This is a genomic window from Peribacillus sp. NPDC097895, assembly GCF_050277555.1.
Taxonomy (GTDB): Bacteria; Bacillota; Bacilli; order Bacillales; family DSM-1321; genus Peribacillus.
Genome location: NZ_JBNNSH010000001.1, coordinates 802857 through 824155, shown reverse-complemented (window position 1 = coordinate 824155; position 21299 = coordinate 802857). Strand labels below are relative to the sequence as shown.

Here is a 21299-nt window from a genome sequence, read left to right as displayed (position 1 = left end):
TTAATCTGTTACAATATTAATATCCAATATGAAATGTTAAATTATTCGTCAAATTGGAAATATTCTAATAAATGAAGTAACTCCGTTCGGAATAAACATCCAACTAATATCGGGATTTTAAAAACCACACAATACCATGGAAATAGATAGAATTTATGAAGTTTTACACATTAAAAAATCCCCAAAAATTTCTTCTTTTTAATCTTTTCAGGAACTTCTTTATAAACCGTTTTTCCTTCTACTAGCAATTCCGCATTATCCAGGAATAGTTCAACATAGTCTATGTTGAATTTCTTTTCAATCACATCAAAAGCTTCGGTCATTTTGAAGCTCCTACTTGTGATATTATGAGCATCTGATGAAATGAAATGTGTTAGGTTCGACTCTATTAGTTGCATCGAAAACTTTTGAATGTTCTTTCCGAAGGCACCTGAAACGCTAGCAGCAGTTACCTGGGTAAGTGTTCCGTTGTTCACAAACTTATATAAAAGATCCGGGTTTTCGATTAATTCTTGGTTTCGTTCTGGGTGGACGATAATCGGAGTTAGACGCTCGAATTGTATATCTGAGAGCAATTGTTCCGTATAACGCGGGACATGTGCCGATGGTAGTTCAATGAAAAGATACTTTCCTCCATCATTCAATGTGACAATCTCTTCAAGTTTGTAATCTCTTAATATCTCTCCATATATCCTTGTCTCTTGTCCTGGCAGTATTTCTAACGGAATAGCTTCCGCTTTCAACACTTCATTCAGTGCTGCCACTCTGGAAATGATATCTTGTTTACGATTTTCATATTTCCCATTCATATGATGAGGCGTTGCAATGACCTTATGTATACCTTCTGAAACCGCCATTCTTGCCATCTCTAGACTATCCTCAATTGATTTAGCACCATCATCAATCCCGGGTAATATGTGGGAATGGATGTCTATCATGCCTCCACCTCTTTTCGCGATTCTTTACACCTACTAAAATTACAATGTTTACCTCTATTGTAAATCAAAAAACCAGGAAATAAGTAGTGACCTCACTTATTTCCGTAATAATAGTAGTATTGGCTGTTTTTTTGCATTTTTTTGTTATTTAATACGACACCCAAAAGGTTACATGAGGCTGCATTCAATAATTCTTTGGCCTTTAACGCTTGTTCGGTTCCTGTTTTTCCGCTTGAGATGACTAGTATCGTTCCATCACATTTATTGGATAGAATTTGTGCATCCGTTACTGCTAATACTGGAGGTGTATCCATGACGATGACGTCAAATTCTTCGTAAAATCGTTCGAATAACTCATTCATTGATTTTGAGCCTAGTAATTCAGCGGGATTGGGTGGGATTGGACCGCTGGATAACACAAAAAGATTTTTTTCATCCGTCTCAACGACAGCATCCTTCAAATCCATTCGTTTCGTTAATACATTCGTCATACCAAACGTATTCGGTAAATTGAATGTATAATGAACGGTTGGTTTTCTTAAGTCAGCATCCACAAGAAGGACACTTTTTCCTTGCTGCGCAAACACGACAGCAAGATTTGCTGCTGTAGTGGATTTTCCTTCCCCTGGACCAGTAGAAGTGACCATGATTGAACGCATCTCTTCATCAACCGATGAAAATTGGATATTCGTCCGAATTGTACGGAATTGTTCTGATATGGGCGATTTTGGATTGAACTTCGCTATCAATTTTCGTTTTGAATCCAAATTTTTCTTTTTAGCCAATTTTCTCACCTCTTCCACGTGAAGTGGTTCTTTCGGAACGTAAGCCATTTTCTCCTTGAGCATCAATTGTCCCGATGACACCAAGGACAGGCACACCTAGTAGTTTCTCAATATCTTGCTCTGTTTTTATCGTATTATCTAAATACTCTAACAAGAAGGCAAGTCCTACACCTGCCATTAAACCGACTACTAATGCAATGGCAATGTTAAGTAACGGTTGCGGCTTGATTGGTGACGGATTTTCTTTATACTCTGCTTTTGCCAATAATGTCACATTATCTACGTTCATAATCTCTACTATTTGTTTTTGAAACACTTCTGCCGTTTTATTGGCAATATCCACTGCCGTTTTCGGATTTTCATCCTCGACAATGATGTTGACAACTTGTGAATTTTGTTCACTTGCAACCGAAATTTTTTCATTTAGCTCTGCTGCTGTCATGTCAAGATTCAGATCTTTTTTAACTAATTCCAAGATTGCCGAACTTTTAATGATGACATTATATGTATTAATTAATTGCAGATTGGTTTGGACTTCATTGTAGTTATAAAGTCCTTCTTCATTCTTCGATTGATTGACAAGTAATTGTGTGGAAGACTGATAGATTGGCGTTAATAGAAAATAGCTGACAGCTCCACTAACTAAAACTGCAAGTGCCGTAACGGTGATAATGAGGCTTACACGTTTTCGTAATGTTAAAAATAGGTCTTTTATACTTATTGTTTCTTCCATGATTCCCTCCAACTTAAAAATAACAGCATTGGTATTATAACACAAAACCTTGCCATTCATTGTTTTTTTTGTCATAATTTTAGGTAATTTGATATTTATATTAAACCCTATTTCCTAAAAAATTGGTATAGGTATATTATTATTGGTATAAATTACAAAAAATAATGTCTTATTTTGGCATATTATGGAGGAATCATATGAAGGTCTTCTTACCTACTTTTATTGTTTTTGCATGCGTCATATCCTTAGTTATAGGTAATATTCATTGGAAGGATAAAATTACAGATGCTAGTATCAGTCAGCCTGGAATAAAAGAAAAGAAGGAAACTAGTAAATCAAGTTCCACTAGTGAGGATTTAGTAAAATACATTGGGAATTGGCCGAAGGAAAGCAAAGAATTATATAAAGAAAGATTGTCAGAAAGAAAACCTTTTAGAGTTTTGATTGTTGGTTCGAATTCTCTTGGAAATGAGAAGTATAACTTGCCTGATGATCTAGCTGACCAGCTGAAACATGTATATGGGGACACCGTTCAGGTAGACGGTTTAATTTACGATTTGATGAGTTCACAATTTGTTCTTCAAAATAAACAAGAAGATTTAATAAAAGCTAAGGCCGATTTAATATTATTGGAGCCTTTCACCTTAAAGGATAATGGGAATGTCCCCATCGAAGATTCACTCGCAAATATCACGACGATTATTAATGATGTAACAGCAGCAAGCAAAAAAACACAATTCATTTTGCAACCGCCTAACCCTTTATATAATGCAACATACTATCCTAATCAGGTAAAGGAATTGGAAAGGTATGCAAAAGACAAGGAGATTCCTTACCTCAATCATTGGAGTAACTGGCCTGATCCAGCATCCGATAAAATGAAAGACCTCTTAAACGAAGAACGTGAATTACCTAATGAAAATGGCTATAAAATATGGAGTTTGTATTTGGAAGAATTCTTTATTAAACAGTATTAATGCAAAAAAAGCCGCATCTCCCAATAGGGGATATGGCTTTTTTGTTTTTAAAATATGCCTAAGAATTTTCTTGATTCTATTTTTTGCGGCATTTCCTTGTAGACCTGTTTCCCTTGAACGAGATGTTCAGCATTGTCCATGAATAAATACCTCATATCGACACCATACTTATGTTCAATTTCAGTAAAAGCTTGGCTCATATGAAACGCACGGCTTTTCGTATTATGTGCATCAGATGCTATATAGTGAGTCAGGTTTTTCTCAATGAGTTGCAAGGCAAACTTTTTGGTTTTCTTTCCAAATCCACCTACAATACTTTTTGCAGTTATCTGTGTCAAAGCTCCGTGTTTAACAAGTTGGTAAAGGTGATTTGGAGATTCTAATAACTCCTGATTCCTTTCTGGATGAACAATGATAGGAGCCAGCCCTTTCAATTGAATCTCATATATTAATCGTTCTGTATAGGCAGGAACATGGTCTGAAGGCAATTCGATGAACACATACCTTCCACCATCATTAAGTGTTAAAATCTTTTCTTCTTGATAATCCAATAATAAATCACCGTAAATGCGCGTTTCCTGACCTGGTAATACTTCCAAATCAATGGACTCAGCTTTCAGCGCTTCATTTAGTTCTGTTACTTTTTCTATAATATCAAATTTGTCATTTTCAAAAGAACCATTTTTATGATGAGGTGTGGCAATGATGGTCTGAATACCCTCTGATACAGCAAGCTTCGCCATGGCTAAACTTTCTGTAATATGCTTAGCTCCGTCATCAACACCCGGTAAAATATGGGAGTGTATATCAATCATCTTTTCAACCTCTTTCCGCTCTGTCGGACAATCTTCATAATTATTTACAACTAAAAGTAACATTTTCATGAACTTTATACAAATATATATATTTGGTAATTACAATTACACAAAGAAAGACCATAAACTGCTTTTTTTAGTCATAAAAATCTTTGAGTTATTGAATGAGTCTCTTTTGATTTTTGCTCGTGCTGTATTTTAGAAGATTACTATACATCTTACAACTGTTCTTTATAATGAACAATAGGGAGGAAGGCACGATTTCATTGGAAAAATTAAAATATAAGAACCATTTTTAATAGGTATGTCTTATTTTCTTTTTATGTTTCATCTGAAATATTATTGCTTATTTAAGGATATAAAATAAACAGTACATGAATCCTCATGGGATTTTTAACCCCATGTAAAGTATGTAATGGTTTTATTAGTTTTAAGTAATGTTCTTGTATTCCCTGCTTCCTTCGCGTTTTTTCGTTGTATGATTGAAAAAAAGGAGGTTTTGGGGATGATTTTTCTGAAGTATATTGCTAAGCTTTTTTCATTTATGCAAAAGGATATACCAGAAACTCATGTGAAATGCCATGTTTGTGCCGGAACTGGAGCCTACGATATTTATACGGATTGCCTAACCTGTAATGCAAAAGGATTAATAAGTAAAGTGGAGTATCGGAGGAGGCTTGAAGAAGGTGAAATTTAAGGGATTTCGTGTAGGACGATATTGCAGCGAAGATGAAACAACAGATGTTCAAAGAAGCAATATTCGCTATTGCTTCTTTTTTTGTACAAAAAAATAGTCTCCGTAAAACCGTTTATCCCTCATCTTTAAAGGGTCATGCTCAAAACTCAAAAAACCAGCATTTCTGCTGGTCTGTCCAACGTACATTCACTTAACCAAATTCAGTAATTCTAGATCTCTGCCGTTCGAATGATAGTTAAAGGTAACCGTCTTATCATCATGGATGTGATAGGTTAAACCCAAAAACTCTCCGGTATTTGGAAATCTTTGAATAAAGTCATCAAGTTCTTCAGGATTCAGTTTAACAACCATCGGTTTCTTCCTATTATTTAGAGCATCTTCTTCCTTCTCCATAACAGTCTCTGTAAATCTAGCCATAATTGACTCCTTCAATCTCTCATTTTCCCAAATAATATACCTTATGAATGCTAAATAAAAGGTCATTCATTAAAACTTCATATTAATGATAAGAACTCTTAACAAATCTCCCAAATATTGTTTCCATGGGGTAATAAGTAGGAGAAATCGTTCTGATGATTGTAAGACACTAATTCCTTTTTCTTATGGATTAATTCACTATATCTTTAGTATAATGATAATGATTATCACTATCGATTAAGGAGATAAACTATTATGGGTGCACCCTTGTTAACAGAAGAACTTCCGGTTGTTAATAAAATCTGGACGCGTGATTTTATTATGATTTTCCTAGCTAACTTTTTTGTTTTTTTAACGTTTCAAATGACTTCCCCTACCCTTCCGCTTTTTGTAAAAGAGCTAGGCGGAAATGAACGGTATATTGGGTTAGTTGCTGGCATGTTTTTATTTTCCGCTCTGATTGTCCGCCCTTTTGCTGGACAAGCCTTGGAAACAAAGGGAAGACGCTTTGTTTTCCTGTTCGGTCTAGCCTTTTTGGCAGTGGCTATTGGTTCGTTTGGATTTATGCTGAGTATTTTCCTGTTATGTGCAATGAGGGTTTTCCAAGGGATTGGCTGGGGATATACGACCACCGCATCGGGTACGATTGCCTCCGATCTGATCCCAGCAAAGCGCCGTGGTGAAGGAATGGGCTACTTCACTTTATCGGGTAATTTGGCGATGGCTTTTGGTCCGTCCCTTGGACTTTTCTTAGCGGATGTTTTATCGTTTCAACAGTTGTTCCTGTTTTGCGGTGCATTAACTCTAGCCGCTTGGATCATGGCGTCAACCATTACATATAAAAAAGTAGATAAGCCTTCTGATAGCGCTAAAACGAATGGGTTTGATATCTATGAAAAAAGCGCTGTTGCTCCGTCCGTTCTTGTTTTTTTCATTACGGTAACTTTTGGCGGGATTGCTACCTTCTTACCGCTCTATACCATCGAAAAAGGTTTGACAGGTATTCAAGGTTACTTTTTTCTTTACGCTTTAGCTCTTATTTTCACACGAATGTTTGCTGGAAAAATCTATGATCAAAAGGGACATCAAGCTGTCTTCATTCCATCTACTCTTTTTATCGTAGCCGCCATGCTGCTGCTTGCCTGGATGCCAAGTAACACGATATTGTTTCTTGCCGCAATATTTTACGGCATTGGATTCGGTGCTGTCCAACCGGCTCTTCAAGCCTGGTCTCTTGAACACGCTGCCCGAAATCGCAAAGGCATGGCCAATGCGACCTTCTACTCCTTCTTCGATCTTGGTATCGGTTTCGGCGCCATTGTCTTTGGACAAATCGGCTATCTGTTTGGGTATAGAAGCATTTACATCATGGCCGCTGTCTCTGTGGGGATTTCTATTTTGACTTACTTATGGATTTTGAGAAAAATGAAGTAATTACACATGAATGGGACACCTTATGGGTGTTCTTTTTTATTAGCATAGAAATCAGTCGATTCTTCGAAGTGTAAGAGCACACTAAACCATGAATCCATAGCAAGTTAATTTTATTTTAACCCCATGTAAAGTATGTAATGGTTTTATGTGATTTAAGTAATATTATCGGATTTCCTGTTTGTTTCTTCTTTTTTCGTTGTATGATAAAAAAAAAGGAGTTTTGGACATGAATTTTAAGAAGTTTATTGCAAAACTTTTTTCAATCATTCAGAAGGAAATACCAGAAACTCACGTGAAATGCCATGTTTGTGCCGGAACGGGTGCCTACGATATTTATACGGATTGTCTTACCTGTAATGCAAAAGGATTAATAAGTAAAGTGGAGTATTGGAGGAGGGTTGAAGAGGGTGAAATTTAAAGGATTCCGTGAAGGACGATATTGCGACGTAGATGTTACAACAGAAGATCAAAGAAGCAATATTCGCTATTGCTTCTTTTTTTTGTCCCCAAAACAATAGTCCCTCTTTTGATCGATTGTCCCCCGCCTTAAAAGGGTATTTTTATTATTAGGGGGGCTACATATGACAGCAATTACTCACATTGGTTTATCTGTACCTGATTTGGATGCTGCAATTAAGTGGTACGAGCAGGTGTTGGGATTCAAGTTTGGTGTAACCCTGCGAGTAAGCGAGCATTCGTAAGAAGTACTTAATTAACTGAGTGAGTTCATAAAGAAAAGCAACAACACTTGTTAACAGAGCTTAAAATAAAAAACTTTCAAAAATGAACTGTGCCCCATTTTTCGGACAGTATAAAAAAGTAGCTATGAAAATAATAAGTGGTCCCGGTATTGTACCGGGGCCATTTTCTTTAGTCCCTATTGAAAACAACACTCATTGTATTCTTCAATAACTCGAACAACTTCTTCCTTCACATCCGTTAAATTAGTACATGTGAAGCCTTGATCAGAATGCAGGATTGCACTCGGATGGAATTCGTGATTCAGAGTCCGCCTTAGCTTATTTAAAAACGATATTCATATCTAATGACAGAATCTCTTGGGGATTTTCAAGGGTTCTACCTTTAGTTTTGTGCAAAGACTTTCCGTAGATTTGAACAGTACCAATGTCATATGCACTCGTATAAATTATATTGCTTTAATTTCAATTGCTACTGTTTTATTTCCTGACTTCTCACTAGTATTATCTTGTGTTCTGTAAACAGGTTTTTTTAATACTCCAATTATACAAGCTGTAATAATTGAACCAATTAAAATACATACAATGTATAACAATGGACTGCTTGCAGCAATAGGAATTACAAAGATTCCACCATGAGGAGCCTGTAATGAAATTCCTAATGCCATACAAATCCCTCCACCAATTGCTGAACCAACAATATTTGCTGGAATTATTCTTAATGGATCATTTGCAGCAAACGGAATGGCTGCCTCAGTAATAAAAGATGCCCCCATAATATAAGCAGCTTTTCCTGCGTTGCGGTCTTCAAGTGAGAATTTATTTTTAAATAGTGTTGTTGCTAATGCAATCCCTAATGGAGGAACCATTCCTCCAACCATTAGTGCAGCAGATGGTTCGTAAATATGATTTGCAAACATCGCTAAGCCAAATGCTGATGCAGTTTTATTGATAGGACCGCCCATATCAGATGCCATCATTCCTGCCAAAAGCGCTCCTAATAAAATTGCATTCGAACCAGTTAAACCATTTAACCAACCTTGTAACGACTCATTAATCCACGCCATCGGACTATTTACTACAAAGTGCATAATAAAGGCTGTTACAAACGTAGCCAATAAAGGAAGTATAAGTACCGGTGAAAGACTTTGTAATGAATCTGGAATGCCTTTTAGTATTTTTTTCAATCCTAAGATTGTATAACCAGCAATAAAACCTGCAATCATACCACCTAAAAATCCTGAACCACCAAGTGTTGCCATCATACCACCAATCATACCTGGTGCTAAACCTGGACGATCTGCAATACTATATGCAATATATCCTGCTAGGACTGGAACCATTAGTGCAAAGGCTGCGCTGCCACCTGCTGTACCTAGAAAAGCAGCGAATGCATTATATTCTGAACTATTCGGGTCTGAAGCATGAATGCCAAACATAAAGGAGATTGCGATTAATATACCGCCAGCAACAACAAATGGAATCATAAAAGATACCCCATTCATTATATGGCTGTATATTTTAGGTTGTTTTAATCGTGTTTTTTCTTTTGCTTCCTTTAACTTGTTGTTCCCCTGATTTAAAACCGTACCTTTTCCAGAAACAGCATCTTCAATTAAATCCTTAGCATGATGTATCCCATTTTTAACAGACGTTTTAATAACCTTACGATCACCGAAGACATCCATGTCCACTTTAACATCTGCAGCAACAATTATGCCATCTGCTTCATCAATATCTTCTTGAGTTAATCTGTTCTGTATTCCCGTCGATCCATTGGTTTGAACTTTTATTTGAACGCCAAGCTCATCTGCAGCATTTTTTAATGCTTCTGCTGCCATAAATGTATGTGCTATTCCAGTAGGGCATCCAGTAACTCCGACCAATTTCTTACCAAAATACTTCTTATCATTCGTATCTACTTGTAGCATTCTTTCTTCAGCATTTGCAAATAGCTGGACAACTTCATGACTATCTTTGGCAAGAATAAGCTTAGCTCTAAAGGTTTCATCCATTAGAAAAGTGGAGATTTTAGATAAAGTATTTAAGTGCTCAGTTGAAGAATCTTTGCCGGCTGCTATCATGAAAAATAAATTACATGTTTCTGAACTATACTTAATTCCACTTAAAGATCTTCCCATAATAATAGCAGGCGATTTAACTCCGGCAGATTTTGCATGTGGAATAGCAATACCAAACCCTACTTCAGTTGGAACCTGATCTTCACGAGCCCAAATATCCTGTTTAAATTGTTTAAGATCATGTAAATAGCCGTTTTTATTTAATTTTTCTGCAAGCTCATTAATTAAGTCCTCTTTCGTTTCAGCAACTAAATCTAATATTATGTTTTCCGGCCTTAAGACACTAGAAGTCATCATATATATCCCTCCTCTTAAATTTCTCCTAATTTATAGAGTGATGCTTTTCCAGTTGAACCAAATAGATCCATTTTTTTCTTTACTAATTCAATAGCTGCCTTCGTTGCTTCAGGCATTAATATATCTGGTTCGTATGCATTTGGATTTTCATCCAGCGTAGCTCTTAATTGGTTATAAAACGCTCTCTTCATATCTGTTGATAAATTAATTTTGGCAATACCATGTTTCACAGCTTGTCTTATTTCTTCATCTGGGTTGTCTGATCCACCGTGGAGAACTAAAGGAATATTTACTTTTTCATGAATCTTCATTAATCGATCAATTTTAATAGAGTGATCTTTCGTTTTTGGGTATAAGCCATGTGAAGTTCCAACAGCAACAGCAAGCGTATCAATTCCTGTTGTTTCAACAAAAATGGCTGCTTCATCAGGATTCGTATATAAAATCTCATCTGCTCCGCCTTCTGAACTCCCCTCATTACTTCCAATAGTGCCTAGTTCACCCTCTACAGACACACCTACCATATGAGCAAGTTCTACTGCTTTTTTTGTTAATGCCATATTTTCTTCAAATGGTAAATGTGACGCATCCATCATCACAGACGTATAGCCATTTCTAATAGATCGAGTAATATCTTCGATTGTTGCCCCGTGGTCTAAATGAATAACAAAAGGAACTTTAGACTTTGACGCAGCCTCTCGTACATATGCCACAAATTCATCAGTCACTAAATTAATTTCATTCGGGTGAATTTGAAGTATAGCAGGAGATTTTTGCTCCTCTGCAGCACTTACTACAACTTTGACAAATTCGCTATTTGCTACATTAAATGACCCGACTGCAAATTTATTCTCATAAGCTACTAAAAGTAAATCTTTCATATTCATTAACATTTCTATTCCTCCTAATATTATTTGGAAGACCAAACTTCCAAAAACTCATCATAATTGGTTACATTTAATAGTTTTTCTGTCATTTTTGTTTGCTTAAACACATCATGAATCTCTTCAAAAAACTTTGTATTATTTACCTTTTGATTTTTTGGAGGGATAAATAGAAAGATAATTTGAGCCATTTTGTCTCCCCACAAAATTTTTTGTTTATTTATTGCTACTAACACTCTTAATTTATTGTTATTTCCACAATCAAATGGATGCGGCATGGCCACTAAATTACCAATATTGGTACTCGACATCTTTTCTCTTTCATTAATACTTGTATACAGATGTTGAATATCTCCAAACTGCGTAAGGGTTTTTAATAAATCTATTTGATTCTCTTCATCTAAGAAATAAAGATCATTCGGAGATAAATAGTACTTTAGTAAGCCACGGTTCAATTGATTAGAAATGGTCTTCATATCTTCATTTGTAATCATTTCACTAACACGAATACAATTTTTTACATTTAGGTGTTGCTCCTCAAGGATTACACTAGTAGTTACTATAGTTTCTATCTCTTCAGGAATTAAATGGATTTCATGATTTGCAAATAAACCATCAATTTTAATATTTGGGAAGTATAAATTTATTTTTCTTTCTATTAGCTTACCTACTAACGGATTTTTCCCATAAATAATTGCAATTCTTTTCCTTGCTTCTTGGGAATTTTCAATAATATTCATAATATGCAGTGTCAAGTAACCGATTTCATTTTCTGGTATCTTTATATTTAAGCAAAATTGTAATTCTTTTGCTAAAACCACAGCAATATTATAAGCATTCATATATTCCGACTTTATTTGAGAAATAAATGGATTCTCTAAAGGAAAGTAATATTTTAATGGATATAATGACTTTGTAATATGTACCAATAGGCGATTAAATAACTTTTCATTCTTTCGGCTTGAAAAACCATATCGATCCCCAACATTTTTTATAACCGCTTTTACTTTTTCCTCTATTTCATCTGAGTGTTCATTCACAGTTGCTTCATTTTTCTTTGGTAATATCTGTAAAGTAATTAACAGATAGCATAAATACTGATATTCATATTCGTCAAACGGTACATTCATTTCCTTAGCTAAACGACTAAGGATTAACTTTGCTATTTTTAATTCTTCAAAGCAAGTATTATCTAACCTCATGTCTTTTTCAGCAATTTTTTGATGAAGGCCGACTCGTTTTAAACTAATAATTATGTTCACACATATTGAGAATAGTTCTTCAGAGCTTAGTAACAAATTGTACTTAGTGACTTCTTCTTCAATACAAGAATATACTAATTGAATGGAGGACTGACTATACCAATCACCAAAATAGTATTGCAGCGCTTCATCAAGCGACATTCTCTTTAAACAATTTGTTGTTACTAATTTTTTTAGTAATAGACGTTTCTCTACTTCACTTCCCTTAAGCCTTACTCCTTGGAAGATAATTGCTTCAACCTCAATGTTCCATTTTTCGGCTTGGATTATTTGAAATAATCTTTGTACGTCTTTCCTAATTGTTTGAGTAGAAAAATAAAGTTTTTTTGCCAGTTCATCATAAGTTATAAAATCAGTTTCAGATAAAAGTGTTTTTATTATATGAAAAGCTCGTTCTTCGTAATCATCTTCATTTTGCTGAATATTTGATAAATCCCCAACTAATTTATATCCTTTTTGAGTATTACCAGTAATTATTACTTTATCTAAAAAATTTTCATTTATTTCCCTAATGTCATTTCTAATTGTTCTTGTCGTTACATTAAATAGATTAGCAAGTTCGCTTCCACTTACAAAGTCGTTATCATATTGTTCTAAATGTTCTAATAACTCAATGTAACGTTTTTTCATTAGTATTTCCTCCTCATACTTATATTAATGTAAGCGTTTCACTTTCACCAAGCCTATACATTTTCCTAATAGTTAGGAAGTTTTTAAATATTAGGATGATGTTATAATAGACCAACGAAGGGAAGATGGTCGAAGAACTCTATCCAATTTGGAAATAAAACGTTACCGTATACATTCACGAGAAGCCAACGTCGCAAAACTTTATATATTTCTGTAGATTAGCATGGTGTGTCTGTCATAGCTCCTTCTAATATAGATGTAGAAAAGACTTTTACATAAAAAAGCTGTTTGGACCGTAAAACAACTATTGGATTTCAATGATATCCAATTTACTATATCCCGATCGCTTTCAGCCATGGCAACTCAATACACACAAAAGGAATTCTTCTCTAGTGAGGAAAATCGAATTCGCTCGCTATTCAATGGTGGTTTAATGTACAACTAGCAAGAGATTCGGATACACCTATTAAAGTAATATTACCTAAAGGAAAATACACACTGAAAAAATCATTACACATTTATAGTAATACATGGCTTAAAATTCCTTCTAAGACAATTCTGCGAAAAGCTGACTCAAATAAAGATATTATGTTGTTGAATGGAGATTTTAAAGCTACTTACCACGGTTATGAAGGAAATTTCAACATTATTATTGATGGTGGGATTTGGGACGCTGGGGGAGCCGACATAAAACTACGAACTCCTTCTGTGTTTGGTTTTGCTCATGGTCATAATATCCTTATCCAGGATACTGTGTTAAAGAACATAGTAGGTGGCCATGCAATAGATTTAGCAGGTAATAAAAATGTTTTCATACGAAATAGTAAGTTTTTAGGATCTCGTTCGAGTAATGATGACTACACAGAAGCCATTCAAATTGATGGGATGATATCTGATAAAGCATTTCGACGATTTGGGAGTGTAGACTTTACTGTAACTAAAAGCGTTAGGATTGAACATAACTATTTTGGGAATTCGCACGTAAGAAATATGAATCCGTGGGGGGGTGGCATAGGCAGTCATTCAGCGTCCCATAATAAACCATACATAAACATTCAAATTATAGACAATACCTTTGAAAAAATGACATATGCAGCTATACGAGGACATAATTGGCAAGACGTTCTTATAAAAGAAAATCATTTCAAAGAATGTGTACAAGGAATTCAGATTGATAGTCTAGGTAACTATTACTATACGAAGAATGGAAAGGATAAACACTCAAAGGGAGCATTGGTGATTTCTAAGTTTGAAATACACAATAATGAATTCATAGATACATTAGGTTCCCCAATAGTTCTAAATGGAAAAACTATAGAATTTAGAAAGAACGTGGATACATCTTCAAATTCATTTACTAATTCACCCTCAAAATCATTAGAAACAAATACTACAGCTGATTAGCCGGTGCCTAATCCATAGATAATAGCCCCTAGTTCAAATACTAGGGGCTATTATTATTAAACAGCCCCCAAATCGAATATTGGGGACCGTCATTTTTTATCACTTTTTAACCGTGACTTTCCTTGCTTCACTTACATTTTTCGCTTTGTCCTTGGCATAGATATATAGGTTCTTTCCGGCTTTTTGCTTAGGAATTCTAACCGAGAAGGTAGCTTTAGTCGTTGCTGCGGCAGAGCCGATCACTTTTCCTGATTGCTTGATGGATACAGTGGAGTTGGCTTCTGCCTTGCCTGTCACAATTGTCGTTTTTGTGTTGACTGTGTTGACGGACGGTTTACTTGGTGCTGTTTTGTCCACGACGGTCACTTTAGTGATCGAGCTTGTATTTCCTGCTTTATCGGTGGCCGTAGCGAAAAGGACTTTTCCGGCTTTTTGTTTTTTTGATATCGTTACGGTAAATTTCCCTGCGCTATTGGCATTTGCTTTGCCAAGAACCGTACTGCCCGTTTTGATAGTGACGTTAGTGCTCGCTTCCGCTTTGCCCGTTACTTTGACAGTATTGTCACCTACAGTATTGACGGACGGTTTTGCAGGGGCCGTTTTATCTTGTACTTTACATGATACGGGTACACTTTTATTTCCCGATTTATCGATGACTCTTGTAAAGATTGTCGTGCCGGCTGTTTGTTTTGCGATAGTCGCCGTAAACGTTTTTTCGCCGTTAATCTTCACTTCGGCGAGTTGTTTCTTATCGGTATAAATGGAGACCGTCCCCGTTTTGAAATCAGCTGGGACTTTTCCTGTGACCTTTGTGTCCTTATCGGAAATCGCGGTCACGGCCGGTTTGGTCAGCGTCTTCATTTCCAAGGCTTTTTTGGCGTTGACCCGCCCATTTCCATAGTAGATGTCTTTCCCTTTTGTACCTAGGTCTATAGCAGAATCATAGAGGCGGTATTCGACCTCCGTTTTGTTGAGTTTGGGCTCATTGGACCAAATCAGTGCCGCTACACCCGTCACCATTGGCGTCGCCATCGATGTTCCGCTCATCCAGCCATATTTACCATTGGGTAAGGTTGAAAGGATATCATCTCCAGGCGCTGCAATATCGACTGTTGAATGGTAGTTGGAATAACTAGGACGCTTGTCCCTATTGTCAGTGGCGGCAACGGAAATGACATTGCTGAATGCAGCAGGATACACGCGCTGTACATTTTTCCCCATATCCCCTTCATTACCGGCAGCTGCGACGATCAGGATCCCTTTTTTATAGGCTTCTTGGACGGCTTTATTCAATGCTTCCGAATAACTGGTGTCTCCAAGACTCATATTAATGATGTTTGCTTTATTCTGAACGGCATAATGAATGGCATCTATGATATCGGCCGTATCGGCATACTCGCCATCAAAAACGTTGATCGGCATAAGCTTTACATTCGGTGCTACACCCGCTCCACCTATGCCATTGTTCGCAGAACCGGCAATGATTCCTGCGATATGTGTTCCATGCTCCCCTGCTGGTACGATATTTTTCCGATTGCGTATCGTATCATAGGCATTGACGATTTTCCCCTTTAAATCACCATGGCCACGATCGATCCCATCGTCAATGATGGCCACGATCATTTCCTTGGAGCCCATGGTTTTTGTCCATGCTGCATTTGTTCCAAGCTTTTTATGATGCCACTGGTCTATGTAGGCTGGATCGTTCGGACTTTCCATCTTCTTGAAAAGATAGTTTGGCTCTGCATATTCTACATTCTTCTGTTCTTCCAGTTCCTCGATAAGGTTGTCTGTTGTTTCCCCTTTAGGTACCTCTACCTTTTCTATCAAATCGTTGATCGGCTCACCGTTCATCTCTTTATATTTGACGATGACGCCATCGGATTGTGGAGTTTCTTCTGCAGATACAGCATCTGGCTGATAGTTTGGCAGAATCATAAACAGTAACAACACCGGCAATATGGCCCCAATAAGTTTGTACATGATATCACTCCAAAAAAGTATGATTAAGAATAGCTATGGATGAGGTTAGATCATGAACCCATTCTACTAATATTCCTAACTAGATTGTATACCGTGTGATGTAGTTTTACTAACATTTTTATCAAGTAAATAGCTAATTTGGCAAAAGAAAAAAACCGCTATAAGCGGTATCAGTTTGTCGTCAAAAGTGGTTCTATCTAACTGTTAAAACACAGTTGATTGAAACGGAAGGTACGAGACTCCTGCGGGAATACGCGTCCAAGGGAGACCCCGCAGGCGCAATGCGCCGAGGGCGGACCGCCCGCGGAAGGCGAGTGCCTGCAGTGGAAATCAATGGTCAAATATTATAAGCCAAAAAAACTGTAAGCAAACTCAATTATTACCGAGTTTGCCTACAGTGCTATAAAGCAGTTTAATGTCCGCCTAAATAGGCATTCTTGATTTCTTCGCTTGCTGTCAGTTCTTCTGATTTGCCTGATAGAACAATTCGGCCCGTTTCGACGACATAGGCTCTGTCTGCGATGGATAGGGCTAGGTTGGCATTTTGTTCGACCAGTAGGATGGTTGTACCCGTTTTATTGATTTCTTCAATGATATTAAAGATTTGTTTCACCAATAATGGGGCGAGTCCCATCGATGGCTCGTCCAATAATAGCAGCCGGGGCTTGGCCATGAGCGCCCTGCCCATTGCGAGCATTTGTTGTTCCCCGCCTGATAGGGTTCCGGATTGCTGCTTCAAACGCTCAAGCAAACGTGGGAATAATTCATAGACTTTCTCCATATCCTGCTTGATGCCTGCCTTGTCTTTCCGTAAATAGGCACCGAGTTGAAGGTTTTCTTCAACGGTCATGTTAGCAAAGACCCTTCTGCCTTCAGGTACGTGGGAAATGCCCATTTTCACAATGGATTGTGCAGCTTTCCCGCCGATGGATTGCCCTTCATAGATGATTTTCCCCTGTTTTGGTTTTAATAGGCCGGAAATGGTTTTCAGCATCGTACTCTTCCCGGCTCCGTTCGCTCCGATCAAGGTGACGATTTCGCCTTCATTAATAGAAAGCGAGATCCCTTTCAAGGCTTGAATGTTTCCGTAATAGACGTTAATGTCCTCAATATTTAACATTATGAAACCTCCTCGCCCAGATAGGCCTCGATGACTTTTGGATTGTTACGGATTTCCTCTGGCTGTCCTTGAGCGATCAGTTGTCCGTGATCGAGTACATATATGCGTTCGCATACACCCATGACGAGCGGCATATCATGCTCGATCAATAATACGGTCAGATCGAATTTCTCCCGGATGAGGGCAATCAAGTTCATCAGTTCGTGCGTTTCCTGAGGGTTCATACCCGCTGCAGGTTCATCCAGTAAAAGCAGTTTTGGATTAGCGGCAAGTGCACGTGCGATTTCCAGACGCCTTTGTTTACCATATGGCAGGTTTTTCGCTTTTTCATCCTTATATTGATCCAGGTTGAATATCTTCAGGAACTCGATCGCCTTATCATCCATTTCTTTTTCCCCTTTAAAATGGATCGGCATACGGAAGATCGAACTTAAAATGCTATGTTTCGAAAGGGAATGATAGGCAACTTTAACATTATCGATCACGGAAAGTTCACTGAACAAGCGAATGTTCTGGAATGTCCGGCTGATTCCCTTTTGTGTGATTTTATATGGCGGCTTTTTTCTCAAGTCCTCGCCTTCTAAAGAAATCGTGCCCTCCGTCGGGACGTATACCCCTGTCAGCAAGTTGAAAAAAGTCGTTTTCCCAGCGCCGTTCGGTCCAATCAAGCCAACCAATTCCCCAGGATATAACTCGACGTTAACATCAGAAACGGCTTTAAGCCCCCCGAATTGGATGCCGACTGAATCGACCTTAAGCAGCGGTGTTTTTGTTTTCATGGCTGCTGCCTCCTTTACGTTTGAACATGGAAGTTATTTCTTTTGTCCCCATTAACCCTTGTGGACGATAAATCATCATGACGATTAGCACAAGACTGTAGATGATCATTCGTGTTTCAGGATAATCTTGAAGGAATGTCGTGACAACAGTCAGCAATATGGCAGCCAATACGGCTCCCGACAGGCTTCCAAGACCACCAAGTACGACTAAGATCAAGATATCGAATGACTTCAGGAAGCCGAAGTTCGATGGTTGGATGATATAGAAATTATGAGCGTATAGCCCTCCAGCGATACCGGCGAAAAAAGCACCGATCGCAAATGCGACAACTTTGTAATAGGTCGTATTGATTCCCATCGAATCGGCAGCCGTCTCGTCCTCACGGATCGATATGCAGGCTCTTCCATGTGTAGAGCTTGTGAAGTTCCTGATGACGATGAGCGTAACGATTACGGAAGCGAACACCCATGGCCAAGTCGTCAAATGGGAAACCTGCATGCCGCTCGCCCCGCCGACATAATCGATATTCAAAAGCATGATCCGGACGATTTCCCCAAAACCTAGGGTCGCAATCGCCAGGTAATCACCCTTTAAACGCAAGCTCGGGATACCGATGATCAACCCGGCCAACGCTGCAACCAAACCGCCTACTATCAATGCTAAAGCAAATGGCATTTCCAACTTCATGGTCATAACGGCTGAAGCATAGGCGCCGACTGCAAGAAATCCGGCATGTCCAATGGAAAACTGCCCGGTTATCCCGATGATCAAGTGAAGGCTCGCTGCCAGAATGATATTGATTCCGATGAACATGAGCGTATTTTGATAAAAAGGATTTAGCGATCCGCCGCCGATTAACACTTGAACTACGGCGAAAAAGATCAATGATAGTGAAATCGAGAGCCAAAAACCTTTTGCTCGCTTAATTGTAGTCATTGCTTTGTCTCCCCTATACTTTTTCTTTTTTATTTTTACCGAATAAGCCTTGTGGCATGAAGATCAAGATAAGAATCAGTACGACGAAGGCTACCGCATCACGCCATAGTGAGTAACCGGCTGCACTGACCAAAGCCTCGATGACACCAAGCAACAAGCCACCGACCATCGCCCCCGGTATAATCCCGATCCCTCCAAGTACGGCGGCAACAAAAGCCTTCAACCCTGGAAGCACACCCATAAGCGGCTCGATCTTGATATAATAAATACCGAAAATGACGCCTGCTGCCCCAGCTAGTGCGGAACCGATTGCAAAGGTGGCAGAAATCGTGTTATCAACATTTATTCCCATCAGTTTAGCAGCATCTGTATCGAAGGAAACGGCACGCATGGCTTTACCTATTTTTGTTTTATGAACGATGATTTGAAGAATGATCATAAGAACGACAGCCACTCCAAAAATCAAAATGGATTGACTATTGATGGAAACTCCGAAAATATTGAACTTGTCCGTCGGCAATACATCATTCGGATAAGCTTCCGGCTGTGCACCACGAACATAGATGAATCCGTATTCGATCAAAAGTGAAACACCGATAGCGGTGATAAGGGCGGCAATACGCGTTGCGTTACGCAATGGCTTGTACGCAATACGCTCGATCAATACTCCAAAAAGCGCACAGACTGTCATCGAGATTAATAGGGCTGGCACGAATGATAGATCCAGCACCGTTATCGAGTAAAATCCAACGAATGAGCCGACCATGAAAACATCACCATGTGCAAAGTTTATCAATTTAACAATCCCGTAAACCATCGTATAACCGAGAGCGATAAGGGCATAAATACTTCCTAGTGAAACCCCGTTTATTAACTGTTGTATCAATTCCATGTTCGACTCTCCTTGAAAAATCTAATTTTATAATGTGATAAGTCCAGACTCTTTGCATCCACTTAAGGGAAGTTTCTGTGACCTGGTATACTTGAAAAATGAGAATTCGCCAGCACCTTCTTATGGAAGAAGGGCCGGCGAAAGGTTTGGACTTGTTCTCCGAAATTAAGGATTGATTTTAGTGTTGAATACTTGTTTTCCTTCTTTAAATTCAAGAATGGTAGCGGATTTGATTGGATTATGTTTTTCATCCAATGTAAATGTACCTGTTACAAGCTCAAGGTCTTTCGTTTTTTCCAATGCTTCTTTAATTTTTTCTGAATCAGCTGAACCAGCACGTTTGATTGCATCAGCAAGGAAATATCCTGTGTCGTATCCTAGAGCATTAAATGCATCCGGGGATTTATCTTTGTACTTCGCTTTAAATGCAGACACAAAATTCTGAATTTTCTCATCAGGGTCACCTGAAGAATAATGGTTCGTGATGAACGTGTTATTTAACGCTTTTGCACCGGCAATTTCAACTAGCTTAGGAGAATCCCAGCCGTCGCCGCCCATGAATGGAACGTCCAATCCAGTTTCACGTGCTTGCTTCACGATCAGACCAGCTTCCTCATAGTAACCAGGAAGGAAGATGAAATCAGGTTTTGCTGATTTCAGACGAGTCAATGTGGAACGGAAATCAGTATCCTTCGCAATGTAGGCTTCCTCAGCCACGATCTTTCCGCCATTTTTTTCGAATTGTTCTTTAAAGGCTGCCGCTAATCCTTTTGAATAATCACTTGAGCTGTCAATATAGATGGCTGCACTTTTTGCTTTGATTTCTTTTGTGGCAAAATTCGCTGCAACCGTTCCTTGGAACGGATCGATGAAGCTTGTCCTGAAAATGTAATCGTTCAATTTATCCTTGCTGAAAGTGATTTCAGGGCTTGTACCAGAAGGTGAGATGACCGGCACTTTATTATCTTGTGCAATCTGTACTTGTGCAATCGAGTTCGTACTTGTCGCTGCACCTACGATCGCTGCAACCTGATCTTGTGATGTCAGCTTGATTGCCCCGCTTGTTGCTTCAGACGCTTCTGATTTATTATCTACTTTTATTAGTTTGATTTTTTTTCCGTCAATGCCTTCTTTATTGATTTCTGCTGTCGCAAGTTCAAGGCCTTCCGCAATTGATTGACCATATGATGCTACGCCGCCTGATAATTCAAGGTTGACACCAATCTTGATCGTATCTCCATCCCCGCTTGATTTTTCTGATGATCCAGAGCCGGAACAACCTGCTAGTACACCTGCAGCAAGTGTCAGAGAAAGGAATGCACCTGCTAGTTTTTTCTTCTTCATAAATAATCCCTCCATTTTGTAATCATCGCTCTGATGCATGAATATTTATTCAAGACGCCCCAGAAAAAATTGATTAGATGAAATTTTTTAAATTAAATTAATATTTCGAAAAATAGTTTACCGCATAATTTTCATTCCGTCTATACAATAATTATGAGAAAATTTCGTTAAATGGGATATTTTTCACAGATA

Annotated in this window: 20 protein-coding genes; 6 read left to right on the top strand and 14 right to left on the bottom strand. The window is 38.1% G+C overall.

The window, feature by feature from the left end:
• Positions 1–170 precede the first annotated feature (170 nt).
• From ACQKMH_RS03845 to ACQKMH_RS03835, 3 genes are all read right to left on the bottom strand, one after another.
• Positions 171–938: a tyrosine-protein phosphatase gene (locus tag ACQKMH_RS03845; RefSeq protein ID WP_427586158.1), complete on the bottom strand. Its 768-nt coding sequence runs from the start codon at positions 936–938 to the stop codon at positions 171–173.
• Positions 939–1030: 92 nt separating this feature from the next.
• The gene (locus tag ACQKMH_RS03840; RefSeq protein WP_427587500.1) at positions 1031–1771 is read right to left on the bottom strand and encodes a CpsD/CapB family tyrosine-protein kinase; all 741 of its coding nucleotides are present in this window, start codon (positions 1769–1771) and stop codon (positions 1031–1033) included.
• Entirely contained in the window at positions 1716–2456 is a 741-nt protein-coding gene (locus ACQKMH_RS03835; RefSeq protein ID WP_427586157.1) for a YveK family protein, read from the bottom strand. Before ACQKMH_RS03835 ends, ACQKMH_RS03840 begins: the two co-directional genes overlap by 56 nt.
• Positions 2457–2653: 197 nt before the next feature.
• Between ACQKMH_RS03835 and ACQKMH_RS03830 the strand changes: the two genes are divergently transcribed.
• On the top strand, positions 2654–3433 hold the full coding sequence (locus tag ACQKMH_RS03830) for an SGNH/GDSL hydrolase family protein (protein ID WP_427586156.1): 780 nt from the start codon (positions 2654–2656) through the stop codon (positions 3431–3433).
• Positions 3434–3480: 47 nt separating this feature from the next.
• Here the strand turns inward: ACQKMH_RS03830 and ACQKMH_RS03825 are convergent, their stop codons facing one another.
• Positions 3481–4248: a tyrosine-protein phosphatase gene (locus tag ACQKMH_RS03825; RefSeq protein ID WP_427586155.1), complete on the bottom strand. Its 768-nt coding sequence runs from the start codon at positions 4246–4248 to the stop codon at positions 3481–3483.
• Positions 4249–4753: 505 nt separating this feature from the next.
• On the opposite strand from ACQKMH_RS03825, the gene ACQKMH_RS03820 reads away from it, so the two are divergent.
• Positions 4754–4945, top strand: a complete 192-nt coding sequence (locus ACQKMH_RS03820; RefSeq protein ID WP_427586154.1) for a hypothetical protein — start codon at positions 4754–4756, stop codon at positions 4943–4945.
• 186 nt (positions 4946–5131) lie between these two features.
• Here the strand turns inward: ACQKMH_RS03820 and ACQKMH_RS03815 are convergent, their stop codons facing one another.
• Complete coding sequence (locus ACQKMH_RS03815; RefSeq protein ID WP_427586153.1) at positions 5132–5362, bottom strand: hypothetical protein; 231 nt, start codon at positions 5360–5362, stop codon at positions 5132–5134.
• Positions 5363–5617: 255 nt separating this feature from the next.
• Here ACQKMH_RS03815 and ACQKMH_RS03810 point away from each other — a divergent pair, with 255 nt between their 5' ends.
• The 3 genes from ACQKMH_RS03810 (at position 5618) to ACQKMH_RS03800 (ending at position 7497) form a co-directional block, all read left to right on the top strand.
• On the top strand, positions 5618–6796 hold the full coding sequence (locus ACQKMH_RS03810) for an MFS transporter (protein WP_427586152.1): 1179 nt from the start codon (positions 5618–5620) through the stop codon (positions 6794–6796).
• 226 nt (positions 6797–7022) lie between these two features.
• Positions 7023–7214, top strand: coding sequence for a hypothetical protein (locus ACQKMH_RS03805; RefSeq protein WP_230155041.1), 192 nt, complete (start codon positions 7023–7025; stop codon positions 7212–7214).
• Positions 7215–7377: 163 nt separating this feature from the next.
• Complete coding sequence (locus ACQKMH_RS03800) at positions 7378–7497, top strand: VOC family protein (RefSeq protein ID WP_427586151.1); 120 nt, start codon at positions 7378–7380, stop codon at positions 7495–7497.
• Positions 7498–7943: 446 nt separating this feature from the next.
• On the opposite strand, the gene ACQKMH_RS03795 is transcribed toward ACQKMH_RS03800, so the two are convergent.
• From ACQKMH_RS03795 to ACQKMH_RS03785, 3 genes are read right to left on the bottom strand one after another with little or no spacing between them, the layout of a single operon-like run.
• The gene (locus ACQKMH_RS03795) at positions 7944–9872 is read right to left on the bottom strand and encodes a PTS fructose transporter subunit IIABC (RefSeq protein WP_427586150.1); all 1929 of its coding nucleotides are present in this window, start codon (positions 9870–9872) and stop codon (positions 7944–7946) included.
• A 14-nt stretch (positions 9873–9886) separates the two neighbouring features.
• Positions 9887–10765: a ketose-bisphosphate aldolase gene (locus tag ACQKMH_RS03790; protein WP_427586149.1), complete on the bottom strand. Its 879-nt coding sequence runs from the start codon at positions 10763–10765 to the stop codon at positions 9887–9889.
• Between the two features lie 17 nt (positions 10766–10782).
• Positions 10783–12648: a BglG family transcription antiterminator gene (locus tag ACQKMH_RS03785; RefSeq protein ID WP_427586148.1), complete on the bottom strand. Its 1866-nt coding sequence runs from the start codon at positions 12646–12648 to the stop codon at positions 10783–10785.
• Between the two features lie 594 nt (positions 12649–13242).
• Between ACQKMH_RS03785 and ACQKMH_RS03780 the strand changes: the two genes are divergently transcribed.
• Positions 13243–14052 (top strand): hypothetical protein, encoded by an 810-nt coding sequence (locus tag ACQKMH_RS03780; RefSeq protein ID WP_427586147.1) that lies wholly within the window; start codon positions 13243–13245, stop codon positions 14050–14052.
• Between the two features lie 99 nt (positions 14053–14151).
• Here the strand turns inward: ACQKMH_RS03780 and ACQKMH_RS03775 are convergent, their stop codons facing one another.
• The 6 genes from ACQKMH_RS03775 to ACQKMH_RS03750 all read right to left on the bottom strand — a co-directional run bounded on the left by ACQKMH_RS03775 (position 14152) and on the right by ACQKMH_RS03750 (position 21107).
• Positions 14152–16035 (bottom strand): S8 family serine peptidase, encoded by a 1884-nt coding sequence (locus ACQKMH_RS03775; protein ID WP_427586146.1) that lies wholly within the window; start codon positions 16033–16035, stop codon positions 14152–14154.
• A gap of 412 nt (positions 16036–16447) precedes the next feature.
• The gene (locus ACQKMH_RS03770) at positions 16448–17155 is read right to left on the bottom strand and encodes an ABC transporter ATP-binding protein (RefSeq protein ID WP_230155035.1); all 708 of its coding nucleotides are present in this window, start codon (positions 17153–17155) and stop codon (positions 16448–16450) included.
• The gene (locus ACQKMH_RS03765; RefSeq protein ID WP_427586145.1) at positions 17155–17934 is read right to left on the bottom strand and encodes an ABC transporter ATP-binding protein; all 780 of its coding nucleotides are present in this window, start codon (positions 17932–17934) and stop codon (positions 17155–17157) included. The genes ACQKMH_RS03770 and ACQKMH_RS03765 overlap by 1 nt, the downstream gene beginning before the upstream one ends.
• The gene (locus ACQKMH_RS03760; RefSeq protein WP_427586144.1) at positions 17909–18871 is read right to left on the bottom strand and encodes a branched-chain amino acid ABC transporter permease; all 963 of its coding nucleotides are present in this window, start codon (positions 18869–18871) and stop codon (positions 17909–17911) included. The genes ACQKMH_RS03765 and ACQKMH_RS03760 overlap by 26 nt, the downstream gene beginning before the upstream one ends.
• Before the next feature lie 13 nt (positions 18872–18884).
• Positions 18885–19763 carry a branched-chain amino acid ABC transporter permease gene (locus ACQKMH_RS03755; protein ID WP_427586143.1) on the bottom strand — a complete coding sequence of 293 codons (879 nt, stop codon included), beginning with the start codon at positions 19761–19763 and terminating at the stop codon, positions 18885–18887.
• A 165-nt stretch (positions 19764–19928) separates the two neighbouring features.
• Complete coding sequence (locus ACQKMH_RS03750; RefSeq protein WP_427586142.1) at positions 19929–21107, bottom strand: ABC transporter substrate-binding protein; 1179 nt, start codon at positions 21105–21107, stop codon at positions 19929–19931.
• Between the last annotated feature and the right edge of the window lie 192 nt (positions 21108–21299).